The following is a 15910-nucleotide window of genomic DNA, read 5'->3' as shown; positions in this document are numbered from 1 at the left end:
TCAGATGCCGAGGTTGCCCTCGAACTGCGCGGCTTCGAGGCGAGCCTTCACAGCACCCAGGAACCGGGCGGCGTCCGCGCCGTCGATGATGCGGTGATCGTACGAAAGCGCGAGGTACACATAGGAGCGAACCGAGATCGCGTCCTTGCCGTCGACCGTCACGACGCCCGGGCGCTTGACGACGACACCTGTGCCCAGGATCGCCGACTGCGGCAGGAACACGACCGGCGTGTCGAAGAGCGCGCCGCGCGATCCCGTGTTGGTGAGGGTGAAGGTTCCGCCGGCCAGCTCGTCGGGCTTGAGCTTGTTGTTGCGCGTGCGACCCGCGAGATCTGCGATCTCGTGAGCGATCTGCGCGAGGTTCTTCGAGCCTGCATCCCGCAGCACGGGAGTGAGCAGACCGCGCTCCGTGTCGACCGCGATCGAGAGGTTCTCGCTGGCCGGGTAGACGATCTGACCATCGTCCACCGTCGAGTTCACGATGGGGAAGGCCTGGAGAGCCTCAGCCGCCGCGAGCGCGAAGAAGGGGAGGAACGAGAGCTTGTCGCCGGTCTTGGCGAGGAAGTCATTCTTGACCTTGTCGCGGAAGTTGGCGAGCTTCGTGACGTCGACCTCGATGACGGTCGTCAGCTGCGCGGTGGCCTGCATCGACGCGACGGCACGCTCGGCGAGCACCTTGCGCAGGCGCGACATCGGCTGGGTCGTACCGCGGAGGGGCGAGACCTCGAGCGCGGGAGCAGCAGCGGCGGCCGCTGCCTCAGGCGCGGCCGGAGCGGCGCTCGCCTCGGCCGCCTTGAGGACGTCCTCCTTGCGGATTCGCCCTCCGACGCCGGTTCCGGTCACGCGGTTGAGGTCGACGCCCTGCTGCTGCGCGAGTCGGCGGACGAGCGGGGTCACGTAGGTCGGGCCGTCGGACTCTTCGGCAGCCGGCGCTGCGGGAGCGGCGGGAGCCGGCGCCGGCTGAGCAGGCGCGGGAGCCGCCTCTGCCGGGGGAGCCGCCTGAGGTTCAGCGGGCGCGGGGGCGGGCGCGGGCGGAGCCTCCGCCGCCGGTGCGGGTGCGGCAGGAGCAGGGGCTGCGGCAGGCGCGGGTGCCGGGGCCGGCTCGGCCGCAGCAGGAGCGGCATCGCCGACGCGGGCGAGCGCGGTGCCGACCGCCACGGTCTCGTCCTCCTTCACCAGGATCTCCTGGAGGACGCCGCTGATCGGGGAAGGGATCTCGGTGTCGACCTTGTCGGTCGAGATCTCGAGAAGCGGTTCGTCGGTCTCGACCTGGTCGCCGACCTGCTTGAGCCAGCGCGTGATCGTCCCCTCGGTGACGCTTTCGCCGAGCTCCGGGAGGAGGATCTCTTTGCCGCCGGATGCTGCAGCCGGCGCAGGTGCGGCCGGTTCGGGGGCGGGAGCGGCCTCGGGAGCAGGAGCGGCCTCGGCGGCGGGAGCTGATTCGGCCGGGGCCGGAGCTGCTTCAGCGGCGGGCTCGGCCTCAGCGGCGGCTGGTGCGGGAGCGGCGTCGGGGGCGGACGAGCCGTCGCCGATCTTCGCGAGAATCGCCCCCACCTCGACCGTCTCGTCTTCCTGGACGAGGATCTCCTCGATGACCCCGGTCACGGGGGAGGGGATCTCGGTGTCCACTTTGTCGGTGGAGATCTCCAGAAGTCCTTCGTCCGCCTGAACGGTGTCTCCGACCTTCTTGAGCCAACGGGTGACCGTTCCCTCGGTGACGCTCTCGCCGAGCGCGGGGAGGACCACGGAAGTGCTCATGGGACTGTCTCCTTCAGATGCCGAATATCGTGACTAGCTTAGTGATGCCGTATGAGGGTCGGAGTTCACAGCGCGTGCAGGGGCTTGCCGGCCAGGGCGAGGAACGCCTCGCCCAGCGCTTCGCTCTGCGTCGGATGCGCGTGAAGGAACGGTGCGATGTCCTCGGGATGAGCTTCCCATCCCACGGCCAGCTGCCCTTCCGTGATGAGTTCGCCGACGCGATCGCCGACGAGGTGCACTCCCAGCACCGGTCCGTCCTTGAGCCGGATCACCTTGGCGATGCCCGAGGTTCCGAGGATCTCGCTCTTGCCATTCCCGGCCAGGTTGTACTCATAGGCGACGATCGCTTCGGCGCCATGCGCATCCGCGGCCTGCGGCTCGGTGAGCCCGACCGACGCGACCTCGGGCCGTGAATAGGTGACCTTGGGGATATGCGCGTCGGGGACGGCGACGGGGGAGAGCCCCGAGATCTGCTCGGCGACGAAGATCCCCTGCTGGAAGCCCCGGTGCGCAAGCTGCGGACCCGCGACGATGTCGCCGACGGCCCAGACGCGTTCCACAGATGTGCGGAGCCGTCCGTCTGTCACGACGAAGCCGCGGTCGAGCGCGATGCCCGCCTCCTCGTAGCCGAGCCCCCTGGTCGATGGTCCTCGGCCCACGGCGACCAGCACATAGTCGGACTCGAAGGTCTTGCCATCCTCGAGCGTCACGGTGACGGCATCGGCGGTCTGGGTCACCCCGGAGAAGCGCACGCCGAGTGAGTAGGCGATGCCACGTCGGCGGTAGGCGCGCTCCAGCGCTTTGCTGACAGAGGGGTCCTCAACGGGCACCAGATGGTCGAGCGCCTCCACGATCGTGACCTCGGCGCCGAAGGATCGCCATACGCTCGCGAACTCGACGCCGATGACACCGCCCCCGATCACCGTCACGCGACGGGGGACCTCGCTCAGGTCGAGCGCCTCTTCGCTCGACAGGATGCGGCCGCCGATCTCGAGGCCGGGAAGCGTGCGGCTGTACGAACCCGTGGCGAGGATGACATCCGCCCCCACGTACCGGTCCTGGCCGACCAGCACTGCCCGATCGGCCGCCAGGCGTCCTTCACCCGCGACGACCGTGATGCCGCGCGCCTTGACCAGTCCTTCGAGTCCCCTGAACTTCTTGGCGACGATGCCCTCGCGGTAGGTCCGGACACCGGCCGTGTCGATCCCCTCGAAAGTCGCGCGGACGCCGATCGACTCGGCCTCCCGCGCGCTGTCGGCCACCTCGGCGGCGTGCAGCAGAGCCTTCGTCGGGATGCAGCCCTTATGAAGGCAGGTGCCGCCCACCTTGTCCTTCTCGATGAGCGCCACGGACTTGCCCAGCTCGGCCGCTCGGATGGCCGCGGCGTATCCGCCGCTCCCACCTCCGAGCACGACGACATCGAATGCCTGGTCGGTCATCGGACCGACTCCTTTTCGATGAAGCGGATGAGTGAGCGCACAGTGGCCGCGGTCGGTCCCTTGTCGGTGAACCCGAAGCCGCCGCCCTTGTTCATGCCCACGCCGGCGATGTCGAGGTGGACCCACGGGATTCGCGGCGCGTCGGCCGCGTCCGAGGTGCGTCCGACGAAGTGCTGCAGGAAGAGCCCGGCGAACAGCGATCCGCCGGCGGGGTCGCCGATCTTCGCATTGACGAGATCCGCGATCGGCGAGTCGAGGTCTTCGCGCATGTGGGCGGGGAGGGGGAGCCGCCAGGCGAGCTCGTCGACGTCTTCGGCGGCGGAGAGGTACCGCCCCACCGCGTCGTCCTCGCCCATGACCCCGGCATGCCTGTTGCCGAGCGCGACGGTGATCGCCCCTGTCAGCGTCGCGACATCCACCACCACATCGGGATGCTCGCGGCTCGCAGCGACCAGTCCATCCGCCAGCACAAGTCGGCCCTCGGCGTCCGTGTTGAGGACCTCCACCGTCGAGCCGTCCAGCATCCGCAGCACGTCGCCCGGTCTGGTCGCTCGACCCGAAGGCATGTTCTCGGCCACGCAGAGCCAGGCGCTGACGCGGATCGGGAGGCCGAGCGTCGCCACGGCGCGCAGCACGGCCAGCGCCGTCGCCGCGCCGCACATGTCGTACTTCATGCCCACCATCGAGGCTGGGGGCTTCAGAGAGAGCCCGCCGGTGTCGAACGTAATTCCCTTGCCCACGAGCGCGACATGGCGTGCAGCCCCTTCGGGTGCGTAGTCCAGCCGCACCATGCGGGGCGGACGATCCGAGCCCTGACCCACGCCGAGGATTCCGCCGTAGCCCTCGGCGCGCATCGTCACCTCGTCCAGCACCTCGACGGTGACGGGAAGGTCGGCGACGCTGATGGTCGCACGGTCGGCGAAGTCGGCCGGGCCGAGCCACTCGGCGGGGATCGAGACGAGGTCCTTGACGAGAGCGACAGCGGATGCCGTGGCTGTCACCGCGGCCACCGCGTGCGGCTCCGCGTCTTTCGTTCCGTGGACCCGCACCTTGGACGCCCGCGACTTCGGTCCTTCGGCCTTGTAGCCGTCGAAGCGGTAGCCGCCGAGCGTCGCACCCTCGGCCGCGGCGGACCAGAGGTCCGGGTCGGCGGCAGGTGCGGCCACGGCTACGGTGGCGAAGCCGGTGAGGGTGCGGATGCCCGCGCCCACCGCGTCGCGCAGGGCTGCGGCGCTCGGAGAGGTCCCGGTGCCGACGACAGCGAGCGGAAGGCTCGTGCTTTCCGGCGCGTAGACCCGCTGGAACGACGAGGGAGCGCCGGTGAAGCCCGTGCCCAGGAGCGCATCGCGGAGCCCGGGCCAATCCTCCAGGGTCGGCGCGTCGCCTGCGTCCAGCGGAGGCAGCGCGAGGAGGACGGCATCGGCATCCGTCTCTCGGATCGGATCGGTTCGGTACTCGAGGTCGGGAAACGACATGGGTGCCATCCTAGTTTTCGACCGCCCGACGAGCGGGCAGTCGGGCGACGCGGGTGCGCTGTTCGCTGTCAGCGGGATGCCGTGCTCCCCCGCTCCGGACGCGCCTCGTAGCATGGAACCATGCCGCAATCCGGACCCCTTTACGAGCGCGCCGTCTCGGCACCGCCGGTGCCTTCGGGTTTGCCGCTCGTCATCGCCCTCACCGGGTTCACGGATGCCGGCTCCGCTGTCAGCGGTCTCGTCGACCACCTGCGCGACGAGCTCGACCCGACGCCTCTCGCTGTCTTCTCCAACGACGTGCTGCTCGACTATCGCGCACGACGTCCGGTGATCTCGTTCGATCAGGATCACCTCACCGACTATCGCCCGCCCCGGCTCGAGCTGTCGCTCGCTCATGACTCCGTGGGCCAGCCGTTCCTGATCCTCGCGGGGTACGAACCGGATTTCGCATGGGACGGCTTCGCGGCTGCGGTGCGCGACTTCGCGACCGGCCTCGCAGTCTCGACGGTCACATGGGTGCACGCCATCCCGATGCCCGTGCCGCATACGCGGCCGATCGGCACCACTGTCAGCGGGACGCGCAAGGACCTCACAGAGGCGCATTCGGTGTGGCAGCCCCACACGCAAGTGCCGGCGACTGCTGGTCACCTCCTCGAATACCGGCTGTCCGAGGAGGGGTTCGCCATCGCGGGCTTCGTGCTGCTGGTGCCGCACTACCTCGGAGACACCGAGTACCCCGCTGCGACGCTCGCCGCGCTGGACAGCATCACCGTCGCCACCGGACTGGTCTTCGCCGGCGACGATCTGCGCGAGCAGAACCGCGAATACCTCACCAAGGTGGAGGAGCAGGTCGCCGAGAGCGAGGAGCTTTCGCGGATGCTGCACGGACTCGAGGATCGTTACGACGCCTATATGGCCGGTTCCACCCTTGCGACTCCGATCATCCACACCGGTGATCTCCCGAGCGCGGACGAACTCGCGGCCGAGCTGGAGCGATTCCTCGCGACCCGCCCGCTCGGCGACGACGACAAACGTCCCTGACGGGAATGCCTGACGCATCCGGCTCGTTGTATTGACTGTGTCTTCCGCCATCAGAGCGTGGCGAGTGTGAGACAATAGACAATCTGACCCATTGTCATCGCGGTCCACGAGGTTTTGCTTCGGGGGCTGAGGACTTGACAAGGGTCTTACTAGTGTCCAAAACGACCGGGGGGCATGGAACACGCCCGTCGGTGAAAGGCGAAACGTGACTTCGAGCACCACGAAACCTCGATCCCGAGCAGCGAAGGACACCGAGGTCGAGGCCCCCGCTGAGGAGGCCCCCAAGAAGGCAGCCCCGGCCAAGCGCGCGCCGGCGAAGGCTGCGCCTGCCAAGGCGTCTCGGGCCAAGGCCGCGAAGGCCGCCGCCCCCGACGAGGATGAAGACGAAGTCGAACTCGGCGACGAGGCCGAACTCGTCGACGTCGACGTCGACGACGAGTCGGCGCCCGTGGCCGCCGCCGCGACTGCCAAGGACTCGGCTGAGGTCGTCGCTGACGCCGATGCGGATGGCGCTGACGATGACGACGACGACGAGACGACGAAGCCGTCCTTCAGCGATCCGCTGCCCACCGGTGCGATCGTCATTTCGTCGACCGATGAGGACGACGTCCCCGTCTACTCGACGATGATCACCGGTGCGACCGCCGACCCCGTCAAGGACTACCTGAAGCAGATCGGCAAGGTTCCGCTGCTGAACGCGGCGGAAGAGGTCGAGCTGGCGATGCGGATCGAGGCGGGTCTGTTCGCCGAAGAGAAGCTGTCGCACATGACCGCGGCGGAGAAGTCCAACCAGCTCGGGCTCGATCTGCAGTGGGTCGCGCGTGACGGCCAGCGTGCCAAGTCGCACCTGCTCGGGGCGAACCTTCGCCTGGTCGTTTCGCTCGCCAAGCGCTACACCGGGCGCGGGATGCAGTTCCTGGATCTCATCCAGGAGGGCAACCTCGGCCTCATCCGTGCGGTCGAGAAGTTCGACTACACCAAGGGCTTCAAGTTCTCGACGTATGCGACCTGGTGGATCCGGCAGGCGATCACGCGTGCGATGGCCGACCAGGCCCGCACGATCCGCATCCCCGTCCACATGGTCGAGGTCATCAACAAGCTCGCGCGCGTGCAGCGCCAGATGCTCCAGGACCTGGGTCGCGAACCCACGCCCGAAGAGCTCAGCCGCGAACTCGACATGACCCCTGAGAAGGTCATCGAGGTGCAGAAGTACGGCCGTGAGCCCATCTCGCTGCACACCCCCCTCGGCGAGGACGGCGACAGCGAGTTCGGCGACCTGATCGAAGACACCGAAGCGGTCGTCCCGGCCGATGCCGTGGGCTTCACGATGCTGCAGCGTCAGCTGGAGTCCCTCCTCGACTCGCTCTCCGAGCGCGAGGCGGGTGTCATCCGCATGCGCTTCGGACTCGGCGACGGCCAGCCCAAGACGCTCGACCAGATCGGCGACACCTTCGGCGTGACGCGCGAGCGCATCCGTCAGATCGAGTCGAAGACGATGGCCAAGCTCCGCCACCCGTCGCGTTCGCAGTCGCTGCGGGACTACCTCGAATGACCGGCGAGGCCAACGCCGGCAAGGCGCTGACTGTCGACCTGGAAGGCAGGACCTTCTCACGCATCCCCATCAGGACGCGCGTGGTCATGCCCGGAGACGACCTCGACGCCTTCGTGCGCGAATACGCGGCTGACGTCCTGCGGCCGGGTGACATCCTCTTCGTGACCGAGAAGATCGTCGCGATCACACAGGGTCGCTCCTTCCCGGTGGACTCGATCACGCCGCGCAAGCTCGCCTTCTTCCTCTCGAAGTACGTCGTCAAGACGCCGTACGGCATCGGTCTCGGCATGCCCGAGACGATGGAGATGGCGATCCGCGAGTGCGGCACGCTGCGTATCCTCTTCGCGGCCTCCGTCGCGGCAGTGACGAAGGCGTTCGGGCGCAAGGGCGACTTCTACCGGATCGCCGGCGACAAAGCACGCGCGATCGACGGCCCGACGAGCGGCACCATCCCGCCGTACAACAAGGCCGTCGTGCTCGGACCGGACCGTCCGCGCGACGTGGCGCAGCGCCTTAAGGGGCTCCTCGGGGGCACCGCGGATGTCGCTGTCGTCGACATCAACGACATCGGCGGCAACATCCTGGGCTCGACGCTGACGAAGGACGGCGAGAAGCAGCTCGTCACGATCCTTCGCGACAACCCCCTGGGCCAGGGACATCAGTCGACCCCGCTCGGCGTGGTTCGCGCGAGCTGACAGCTCATTGTGAAAGGCCCGGCTCCCCTCGGGAGGCCGGGCCTTTCAGATGAGCGGCTCGAACCCCCGAGAAGAGGCGGGAGGTCTCGATACGCACGCTCCGCGCGCTACACCACCTTGAGCCGCAGTCGCGTCAACGCGGGCTTCGCTCGCATTGACCCGACCCGGCTCAAAAACCGATCGCCGCGCGATAGCGGGGCTTGTGACCGGTCCGGATGCCGGTCGCGCTCGGCTTGTTCTCGTAGACGCCGGCGGCCCAGTTCCCCTCCACGAGGACGGGACCCGTCGGGGTCACCACGATGTCCCACCCGACGTACTGCACCTGCGGCACGACGCGCGCCACCCGGTCGACGAAGGAGACGACCTCGTCCATCAGCGGCAGCCGAAAATCGGCGATGCGGACACCCGACTCGGGGTGGAACTCATGGATGTTCTCGTGCGAGTCGTAGCCCTTGCCGAGTGCGCGACCGGAATCGTCGAGCATCGTGTAGAAGCCGCCATACGTCATCTGGTCGCTCACGGCGCCGCGCCCGAACTTCTGGGCGACCGCCAGGATGTGGGTCTTCTCTCCGTCGAAGAAGGCCGTCACACGGGTCGTGTTGACCGTTCCCGGACACACCGCGGCGAGGTCGGCGTGCTGCACGATGACCTCCTCGATGAGAAGTTCACCACGTGCGAGAAGGCCGCGATGGAAGTCATCCCAGTCATCGATGTCACTCGCGTGATAGCGATGCACGCCGGTGCCCGCCTGGCCCACGGGCTCCTTGGTCACGATCGTCCCGTGGCGCTCGGCGAACGCGCGCACCTCATCGGCGTTGCCCCCGTCGACGATCATCCAATCCCGGTGCAGGTGATCGCTGAAGACGCGGTTGAACTCGATCTTGTCCTGGAACAGCCCGCGGTAATCAGGGTGGTCGTACTTCTGCGACAGCTGGTTCGAGACGGGGTGGGTCATGTACGTCGCGCGCTCGGAGCTGTTGAGGATCGCGAAGTCGTAATCGATGTAGTCCTGGAAGCCGACATTGCGGAATCCCGCCTGCCAGAGCATGTCTACGACGACCCGTGGGGTCCATCTGCCGTGCTGGTGCGACGCCTCCTTCGCGCGCACCACGACCGATCCGACGTCGATGCGACGGGCGCGTCCAGCGAGGTAGCGAAGGCGCGGCGCGATGCCGAGGCCCTTCCGAGGCATGGGTGCTCCAGGGTAGGCGATGGGGGACCCCGATAGTCTAGGGGGCGTGACTTCGGGCGATCGGATGGCGGATGCCGGTCCCCGGCGCAGCGCCCCGGTCGCGACAGTCAGCCTCGACGCTCTTCGAGCGAACGTCGAGTCGCTGCTGCTCGGCACCGACGGCGAGTTCAGCGTCGCGGACCTGCGGAGGGATGCGTGGGGCCATGGACTCGGCCCCGTCGGTCACGCACTGCGTGACCTGGGAGTCGACGCCTTCATCGCCGACGAGGGCGAGGTCGACGCGATGGAGGGGGAATTCCCCGGGACGGCTGTCAGCAGCATCGGAACGCCGACGCTCGACCCGCACGAGGTGTTCGGCCTTGCCGGTGCAAGCGGAAAGCCCGTCATGCGCCTCACCGGCACTGTGCTGCTCACCAAGGCGCTGCGCGCTGGCGAAGGCGTCTCGTACGGCTACACGCACCGCGCGGACGCAGACACGCGTGTGGCGCTTGTGACGGGCGGGTACGCGCAGGGGGTGGTGCGTGACCTCGGCGATCGCATCTCCGTGGGCATCGCCGGCTCGTTCCATCGGGTCATCGGCCGGGTTGCGATGGATGTGTGCGTGGTCGACATCGGCAACTCAGAGATCCGCCGCGGTGACGACGTCGTCTTCTTCGGCGGGGAGCCGGGTGATCCGACGCTGGGGGAGTGGGCGGTGCACTCCGGTCTCACGGCCGGTGAGCTGGTCACGACGATCGGCCTTCGTGCCCAGCGGAGGTATGCCGGATGACGGCCGTGCGGGTCGATCCCCACGCGCTGCGCGCCAATCTCACCGCGATCCGAGAGCGGATCGCCCCGGCCCGACACATGCTCGTCGTGAAGGACGACGCCTACGGTCACGGCCTGGGGGAGATCGTCAGGATCGCTGCGGCCGAAGGGGTGAGCTGGTTCGGTGCGTTCGACGTCCGGACCGGGATGCTGGTTCGAGCCGAGCTCGGTGCCCACGCGCGGATCTTCGTGTGGATCGTCGCCACGGCGGAGGAGGCCCAGCTCGCCGTCACCTCCGATCTCGACATCGGAGTCGGCGACGCCGCGCTGCTGGAGGATCTCGCGGCCGCCGATGGGCGCGCGCGCGTGCATCTGAAGATTGACACGGGACTTCATCGCAACGGCGTCCGCCCTGAGGACTGGGCAGGGTTCGTCGAGCGGGCCGCGTACCTGGAGAGATCGGGAGCCATCGAGGTCGTCGGAGTGTGGAGCCACATCGCGGAAGCGTCGGACGCGGAGGATGACACGGCGCGGGCCGCGTTCGAGAAGGCGCTGCGGGAGGCCGCGGCGGCCGGACTGCGGCCCGAGCTCCGGCACCTGGCAGCTTCGGCTGCCGGGTTCGCCAGGGCGGAGTTCCGGTACGACCTCGTGCGGATCGGGGCGTTCGCCTACGGCATCCGACCTGCCGGAGGTCCCGGCGAGGTCGAGCTCGGCATCCGTCCCATCTCCAGCCTTGTCGCCGCGGTCTCGGAGGCCGATGAGGATTCGGTCACACTCGACCTCGGCTCAGCCGATGGGCTGCCCTCGACCCTCGCGGGGCGCCTTCGCGTGAGCACGCCGGCGGGACCCCGCGTCGTCCGACGGATCGATCCCTACGCCTGCGTGGTCGACTCGTGGCCTACTGCATCGATCGGCGACGAGGTGGTCGTCTTCGGAGCAGACGCGTCGATGTCCGCGACGGACGCGGCCGAACTGATCGGAACGATCGGCGAGGAGATCGCTCTCCGTGTCTCACCGACGATTCCCCGGCTCTACCGAGGCGTCGAGCGGCCGACGCCTACTCGCTGAGGCGTGCCGTCTCGTCGTGCCAGGACGTGGCGATCGAGCGGAGCTTCTCTTCGTACTTGCGGCCGTGGTGGGCGCAGAAGAGGAGCTCGCTCCCATTGACCTCGGCGGCGATGTAGGCCTGGGCGCCGCACGAGTCGCAGCGGTCGATGGCGGTCAGACGGTATTCGAGGACGTCGGTGGCGGGCGGGGTGGGTGTTGAAAGAGTGTTCATCTCGGTGCCTCCTCGTAAGCGTCTCTCTGCCTGCGTGCTGTGTCCCTATATGCAACCACGCGATTGTTTCGAGAATGCCGCGAACCAGTGACATTTCGCTGAGCGCGTACGCGCGCCCCGTGTGGTCGTGTCCGTGCAGTGACGCGACCGGGTGCGCCGATACCCTTGAGGATTGTGACCTCCGAGTACTCCGCCCATCATCTCCAGGTGCTGGAGGGACTCGAAGCGGTCCGCAAGCGACCCGGCATGTACATCGGGTCCACCGACTCCCGCGGCCTCATGCACTGCCTCTGGGAGATCATCGACAACTCGGTCGACGAGGCCCTCGGCGGCCATGGCACCCGCATCGAGATCATCCTGCACTCCGACGGCAGCGTGGAGGTGCGCGACCGCGCCCGCGGCATCCCCGTCGACATCGAACCGCGCACCGGGCTGAGCGGCGTGGAAGTCGTCTTCACCAAGCTGCACGCCGGCGGCAAGTTCGGCGGCGGATCGTATGCCGCTTCCGGGGGTCTGCACGGCGTCGGTGCATCCGTCGTCAATGCTCTCTCCGAGCGCCTCGAGGTCGAGGTCGATCGCGGCGGCAAGACGTGGGCGATGTCGTTCCATCGAGGCGAGCCCGGTCTGTTCGCCGGCCCGACCCCCGACTCCGTCTTCACGCCGTTCGAGAAGGCGTCCGAGCTGCGTGTGGTCGGAAGGGCCGCGAAGGGCGTGACGGGCACGCGGATCCGCTACTGGGCCGACCCGCAGATCTTCACGAAGGATGCGGCCTTCAACCTCGAAGAGCTCGAGCAGCGCGCGCGGCAGACGGCATTCCTCGTGCCGGGTCTCGAGATCGTCATCAGCGACGAACGCGAAGGCGGCGTCAACGAGACGAGCTTCCGCTTCGACGGCGGAATCTCCGAGTTCGCAGACTTCCTTGCACCCGATGCCGCTGTGACGGACACGTGGCGCCTGACGGGGTCCGGAACATTCCGCGAGACGGTTCCCACGCTCCAGCCGACGGGCGCGATGGTGCCCACCGAGGTCGAGCGCGAGTGCGTCGTCGACGTCGCCGTGCGCTGGGGCACCGGCTACGACACGGTCGGTCGATCCTTCGTCAACATCATCGCCACCCCGAAAGGCGGCACCCACCAGCAGGGGTTCGAACTCGGATTGATGAAGGTCATCCGGGCCCAGGTCGAGCAGAACGCGCGCCGACTGAAGGTCGGCAACGACAAGCTCGAGAAGGACGACATCATGGCCGGGCTCACGGTCGTCCTGAACGTGCGCCTGCCCGAGCCGCAGTTCGAGGGTCAGACCAAAGAGGTCCTGGGCACACCGGCCGTCCGCCAGATCGTCGCCAACGTGGTGAGCCGCGAACTCGCCGCGCGGTTCGCCTCGACCAGACGCGACGACAAGAGCCAGACCGCGCTGGTGCTCGACAAGGTGGTCAGCGAGATGAAGGCGCGCATCTCGGCGCGCACCCACAAGGAGACCCAGCGCCGGAAGAACGCGCTGGAGTCCTCGTCGCTGCCCGCGAAGCTCGCTGATTGCCGCACCACCGACGTGGCGCAGTCCGAGCTGTTCATCGTGGAGGGCGATTCGGCGCTCGGCACTGCGAAGCATGCGCGCAACAGCGAATACCAGGCGCTCCTGCCCATTCGCGGCAAGATCCTCAATGTCCAGAAGGCGTCGATCAGCGACATGCTCGGCAACGCCGAATGCGCGTCGATCCTCCAGGTGGTCGGGGCGGGCTCGGGGCGGTCGTTCGACATCGATCAGGCCCGCTACGGCAAGATCATCCTGATGAGCGACGCCGACGTCGACGGCGCCCATATTCGCACCCTTCTCCTGACGCTCTTCTTCCGCTACATGCGACCGCTCATCGAGCACGGCCGGGTCTATGCGGCTGTGCCGCCCCTTCACCGCGTCGTCGTCATGAACCCCGGCTCGAAGCCCAACGAGACGATCTACACCTACAGCGAGCAGGAGCTCCACGGACTCCTCGGCAAGCTCGGCAAGTCAGGCAAGCGGTGGCAGGAGCCCGTGCAGCGCTACAAGGGCCTGGGCGAGATGGACGCCGAACAGCTCGCCACGACCACGATGGACCGGGTGGGCCGCACTCTGCGACGAGTTCGCCTCGCCGACGCCGAGGCGGCGACGTCGGTCTTCGAGCTCCTCATGGGCAACGAGGTCGCGCCGCGCCGCGAATTCATCGTGAGCTCGAGCGATCGACTGTCGCGCGAGGCCATCGACGCCTGAGCCGAAGCCCGAGGGTCAGCGGATCGGGGCTCCCACAGCCGCGACGACTCCCTCGAGCGGCACACCCGACGCATCGCGCTTGGCCCCGGATGCCGGCAGTGCGCGGGTCGCGCCGTCCGCCGCGACGGCACGGGGATCGGAGCCCACCCAGGCGAGTGTGAGGGCGTCTTCACCGCGAAGGAAGCGCTGCGCCCGCACGCCGCCGGTCGCACGGCCTTTGGCGGGGAACTCGGCGTAGTCGGACACCTTGGCACTGCCGGCATCCGTGCCCGGAAGTGCCTGCGAACTGCCCGCGATCGTGACGACCACTGCTCCGGATGCCTCGCCCTCGACCACTCCGAAGTGGATCACCCGCTCACCCGAAGTGAGCCGGATGCCGGCCATGCCGCCCGCAGAGCGACCCTGCGGCCGCACGGTGTCGGCCGGGAAGCGCAGGAGCTGGGCGTCGCTCGCCACGAAGACGAGCTCCGTGCCATCCGGCGCGGGGGCGGCGCCCACGACCCGGTCGCCGTCCTTCAGCGGGATGACTTCGATGTCGTGCTTGGCGCCGAGCTCGGCTGCCGAGAAGCGCTTGACGATGCCGTGCGTGGTTCCGAGAGCCACGGGGGTGCTGCCGTCGAGTGCGACGAGACCCACGACGTGCTCGCCGGTTGCGAGGCCGAGATACTGGTCCGAGCGCGTGCCCGCCGCCAGCTGCACCGAGTTTCCGGGCACGGAGGGGAGATCCACGGGGGAGAAGCGCACCAGTCGTCCCGCCGAGGTCACAGCCCCGATGTCTCCGCGCGTCGTCGTGTCGACCGCGGAGCGGACGGCATCGTGCTTGGAGCGACGCGTGGGCGGCACCACACCGCCGTTCTGCGCGTCGGCAGACAGCTCGGCGCGCACCATTCGCCCCGTCGCCGAGAGGAAGACCCGGCACGGCGCATCGGCGATCTGCAGGTCGGGTGCCGAGGCCGCCGCGCGCGAACGCGGAGTGACGGGCCCGCCGTTGAGGAGCATGGTGCGGCGAGGGGTGCCGTAGGTCTCGGCCGCGGCATCCAGCTCACGCGCGACCTGATTGCGCAGCAGGACTTCGCTCGCCAGCAGCTCCTCCAGCTCGGCGATCTCGGCGATGAGCTTGTCGCGCTCGGCTTCGAGCTCGATCCGGGAGAACTTCGTCAGTCGGCGAAGGCGAAGCTCGAGGATGTACTCGGCCTGGATCTCCGAGAGGTCGAACACGTCCATCAGGCGCGTGCGCGCCTGTTCGCCGTCGTCCGAGGCGCGGATCACCTGGATGATCTCGTCGATGTCGAGGATCGCGATGAGCAGCCCCTCGACCAGGTGCAGTCGCTCCTTGCGACGTGCCAGGCGGAAGCGGCTCCGCCTGGTCACCACCTCGATGCGGTGGTCCAGGTACACCCGCAGGAGATCGCGCAGTCCGAGCGTCTGGGGCTGCCCCTCGACGAGGGCGACGTTGTTGATGCCGAACGAGTCCTCCAGCGGTGTGAGCCGGTAGAGGTGATCCAGCACCGCCTGGGGGTCGAAGCCCGTCTTGATCCCGATCACGAGCCGCAGGCCATGATGGCGGTCGGTCAGGTCAGTGACGTCGGAGATGCCCTGCAGCTTCTTCGACTGGACGGCATCCTTGATCTTCTCGATGATGCGTTCGGGTCCGACGAGGTAGGGCAGCTCCGTGACGACGAGCCCGGTGCGGCGCGGACCGAGTGGTTCGATCGACACCTTGGCGCGTGTGCGGAAAGTGCCGCGACCGGTCGCATACGCGTCCTTGATGCCGTCGAGGCCGACGATCACTCCGCCCGACGGCAGATCGGGGCCCGGCACGAACTCCATGAGCTCGTCCAGAGTCGCTTCGGGGTTCTCGAGCAGGTGCGTGGCCGCGCCCACCACCTCGATGAGGTTATGGGGCGCCATGTTCGTCGCCATGCCGACCGCGATCCCGGTCGTGCCGTTGACGAGCAGGTTGGGGAATGCCGCCGGCAGCACGGCCGGCTGCTGGAACTGCCCGTCGTAGTTGGGGATGAAGTCCACGACGTCCTCGTCGAGGTTCTCGGTCAGCGCGAGGGCCGCCGGTGCAAGACGAGCCTCGGTGTAGCGGGGCGCTGCGGGTCCGTCGTCGAGGGAGCCGAAGTTGCCGTGACCGTCGACGAGCGGCACGCGCAGGGAGAAGGGCTGGGCGAGACGGACGAGGGCGTCGTAGATCGGAGCGTCGCCATGGGGATGGAGCTTTCCCATGACCTCGCCGACCACGCGGGCGCTCTTGACGTGTCCGCGGTCGGGTCGCAGGCCCATGTCGGCCATCTGGTACAGGATCCGGCGCTGCACCGGCTTGAGACCGTCCCTGGCGTCCGGGAGCGCACGGGAGTAGATGACCGAATACGCGTACTCGAGGAACGAGCCCTGCATCTCGGTGGCGACATCGATGTCTTCGATGCGTCCGTGATCGGCAGGGGAGGAATCGGTGCGGGCTGCGGGCATGACGATCTGGCCT

The 15910-nt window shown here is 68.2% G+C and carries 12 protein-coding genes; 6 read left to right on the top strand and 6 right to left on the bottom strand.

Annotated elements, in window-relative coordinates; all coding sequences use genetic code 11:
• The 3 genes from sucB to AC1DP3_RS04440 all read right to left on the bottom strand — a co-directional run bounded on the left by sucB (position 1) and on the right by AC1DP3_RS04440 (position 4672).
• The gene (sucB, locus tag AC1DP3_RS04450) at positions 1 to 1758 is read right to left on the bottom strand and encodes a 2-oxoglutarate dehydrogenase, E2 component, dihydrolipoamide succinyltransferase (RefSeq protein WP_477291664.1); all 1758 of its coding nucleotides are present in this window, start codon (positions 1756 to 1758) and stop codon (positions 1 to 3) included.
• 65 nt (positions 1759 to 1823) lie between these two features.
• Positions 1824 to 3197: a dihydrolipoyl dehydrogenase gene (lpdA, locus tag AC1DP3_RS04445; RefSeq protein WP_477291662.1), complete on the bottom strand. Its 1374-nt coding sequence runs from the start codon at positions 3195 to 3197 to the stop codon at positions 1824 to 1826.
• On the bottom strand, positions 3194 to 4672 hold the full coding sequence (locus AC1DP3_RS04440; protein ID WP_477291660.1) for a leucyl aminopeptidase: 1479 nt from the start codon (positions 4670 to 4672) through the stop codon (positions 3194 to 3196). Before AC1DP3_RS04440 ends, lpdA begins: the two co-directional genes overlap by 4 nt.
• 120 nt (positions 4673 to 4792) lie before the next feature.
• Here AC1DP3_RS04440 and AC1DP3_RS04435 point away from each other — a divergent pair, with 120 nt between their 5' ends.
• The 3 genes from AC1DP3_RS04435 to AC1DP3_RS04425 all read left to right on the top strand — a co-directional run bounded on the left by AC1DP3_RS04435 (position 4793) and on the right by AC1DP3_RS04425 (position 7960).
• Complete coding sequence (locus AC1DP3_RS04435) at positions 4793 to 5713, top strand: proteasome assembly chaperone family protein (RefSeq protein WP_477291658.1); 921 nt, start codon at positions 4793 to 4795, stop codon at positions 5711 to 5713.
• Positions 5714 to 5918: 205 nt separating this feature from the next.
• Positions 5919 to 7265 (top strand): RNA polymerase sigma factor, encoded by a 1347-nt coding sequence (locus AC1DP3_RS04430; protein ID WP_477291656.1) that lies wholly within the window; start codon positions 5919 to 5921, stop codon positions 7263 to 7265.
• Complete coding sequence (locus tag AC1DP3_RS04425; RefSeq protein ID WP_477291654.1) at positions 7262 to 7960, top strand: coenzyme F420-0:L-glutamate ligase; 699 nt, start codon at positions 7262 to 7264, stop codon at positions 7958 to 7960. Before AC1DP3_RS04430 ends, AC1DP3_RS04425 begins: the two co-directional genes overlap by 4 nt.
• Before the next feature lie 169 nt (positions 7961 to 8129).
• Here the strand turns inward: AC1DP3_RS04425 and AC1DP3_RS04420 are convergent, their stop codons facing one another.
• Positions 8130 to 9152 carry a sugar-transfer associated ATP-grasp domain-containing protein gene (locus AC1DP3_RS04420; protein ID WP_477291652.1) on the bottom strand — a complete coding sequence of 341 codons (1023 nt, stop codon included), beginning with the start codon at positions 9150 to 9152 and terminating at the stop codon, positions 8130 to 8132.
• Between the two features lie 46 nt (positions 9153 to 9198).
• On the opposite strand from AC1DP3_RS04420, the gene AC1DP3_RS04415 reads away from it, so the two are divergent.
• The gene (locus AC1DP3_RS04415; protein WP_477291650.1) at positions 9199 to 9921 is read left to right on the top strand and encodes an alanine racemase; all 723 of its coding nucleotides are present in this window, start codon (positions 9199 to 9201) and stop codon (positions 9919 to 9921) included.
• Positions 9918 to 10967, top strand: coding sequence for an alanine racemase (locus tag AC1DP3_RS04410; protein WP_477291648.1), 1050 nt, complete (start codon positions 9918 to 9920; stop codon positions 10965 to 10967). The genes AC1DP3_RS04415 and AC1DP3_RS04410 overlap by 4 nt, the downstream gene beginning before the upstream one ends.
• Here the strand turns inward: AC1DP3_RS04410 and AC1DP3_RS04405 are convergent.
• Positions 10957 to 11178, bottom strand: a complete 222-nt coding sequence (locus tag AC1DP3_RS04405) for a DUF7455 domain-containing protein (RefSeq protein ID WP_477291646.1) — start codon at positions 11176 to 11178, stop codon at positions 10957 to 10959. The two genes, AC1DP3_RS04410 and AC1DP3_RS04405, sit on opposite strands and share 11 nt — an antisense overlap.
• Before the next feature lie 171 nt (positions 11179 to 11349).
• Here AC1DP3_RS04405 and AC1DP3_RS04400 point away from each other — a divergent pair, with 171 nt between their 5' ends.
• On the top strand, positions 11350 to 13422 hold the full coding sequence (locus AC1DP3_RS04400) for a DNA gyrase/topoisomerase IV subunit B (RefSeq protein ID WP_477291881.1): 2073 nt from the start codon (positions 11350 to 11352) through the stop codon (positions 13420 to 13422).
• A 15-nt stretch (positions 13423 to 13437) separates the two neighbouring features.
• On the opposite strand, the gene AC1DP3_RS04395 is transcribed toward AC1DP3_RS04400, so the two are convergent.
• Positions 13438 to 15897, bottom strand: a complete 2460-nt coding sequence (locus AC1DP3_RS04395; protein ID WP_477291644.1) for a DNA gyrase/topoisomerase IV subunit A — start codon at positions 15895 to 15897, stop codon at positions 13438 to 13440.
• Positions 15898 to 15910: the final 13 nt, after the last annotated feature.

Source organism: Microbacterium sp. P5_B6 (assembly GCF_056400345.1).
The sequence above is the reverse complement of the archived record's forward strand: the minus strand, read 5'-3'. Positions and strand labels throughout refer to the sequence as shown.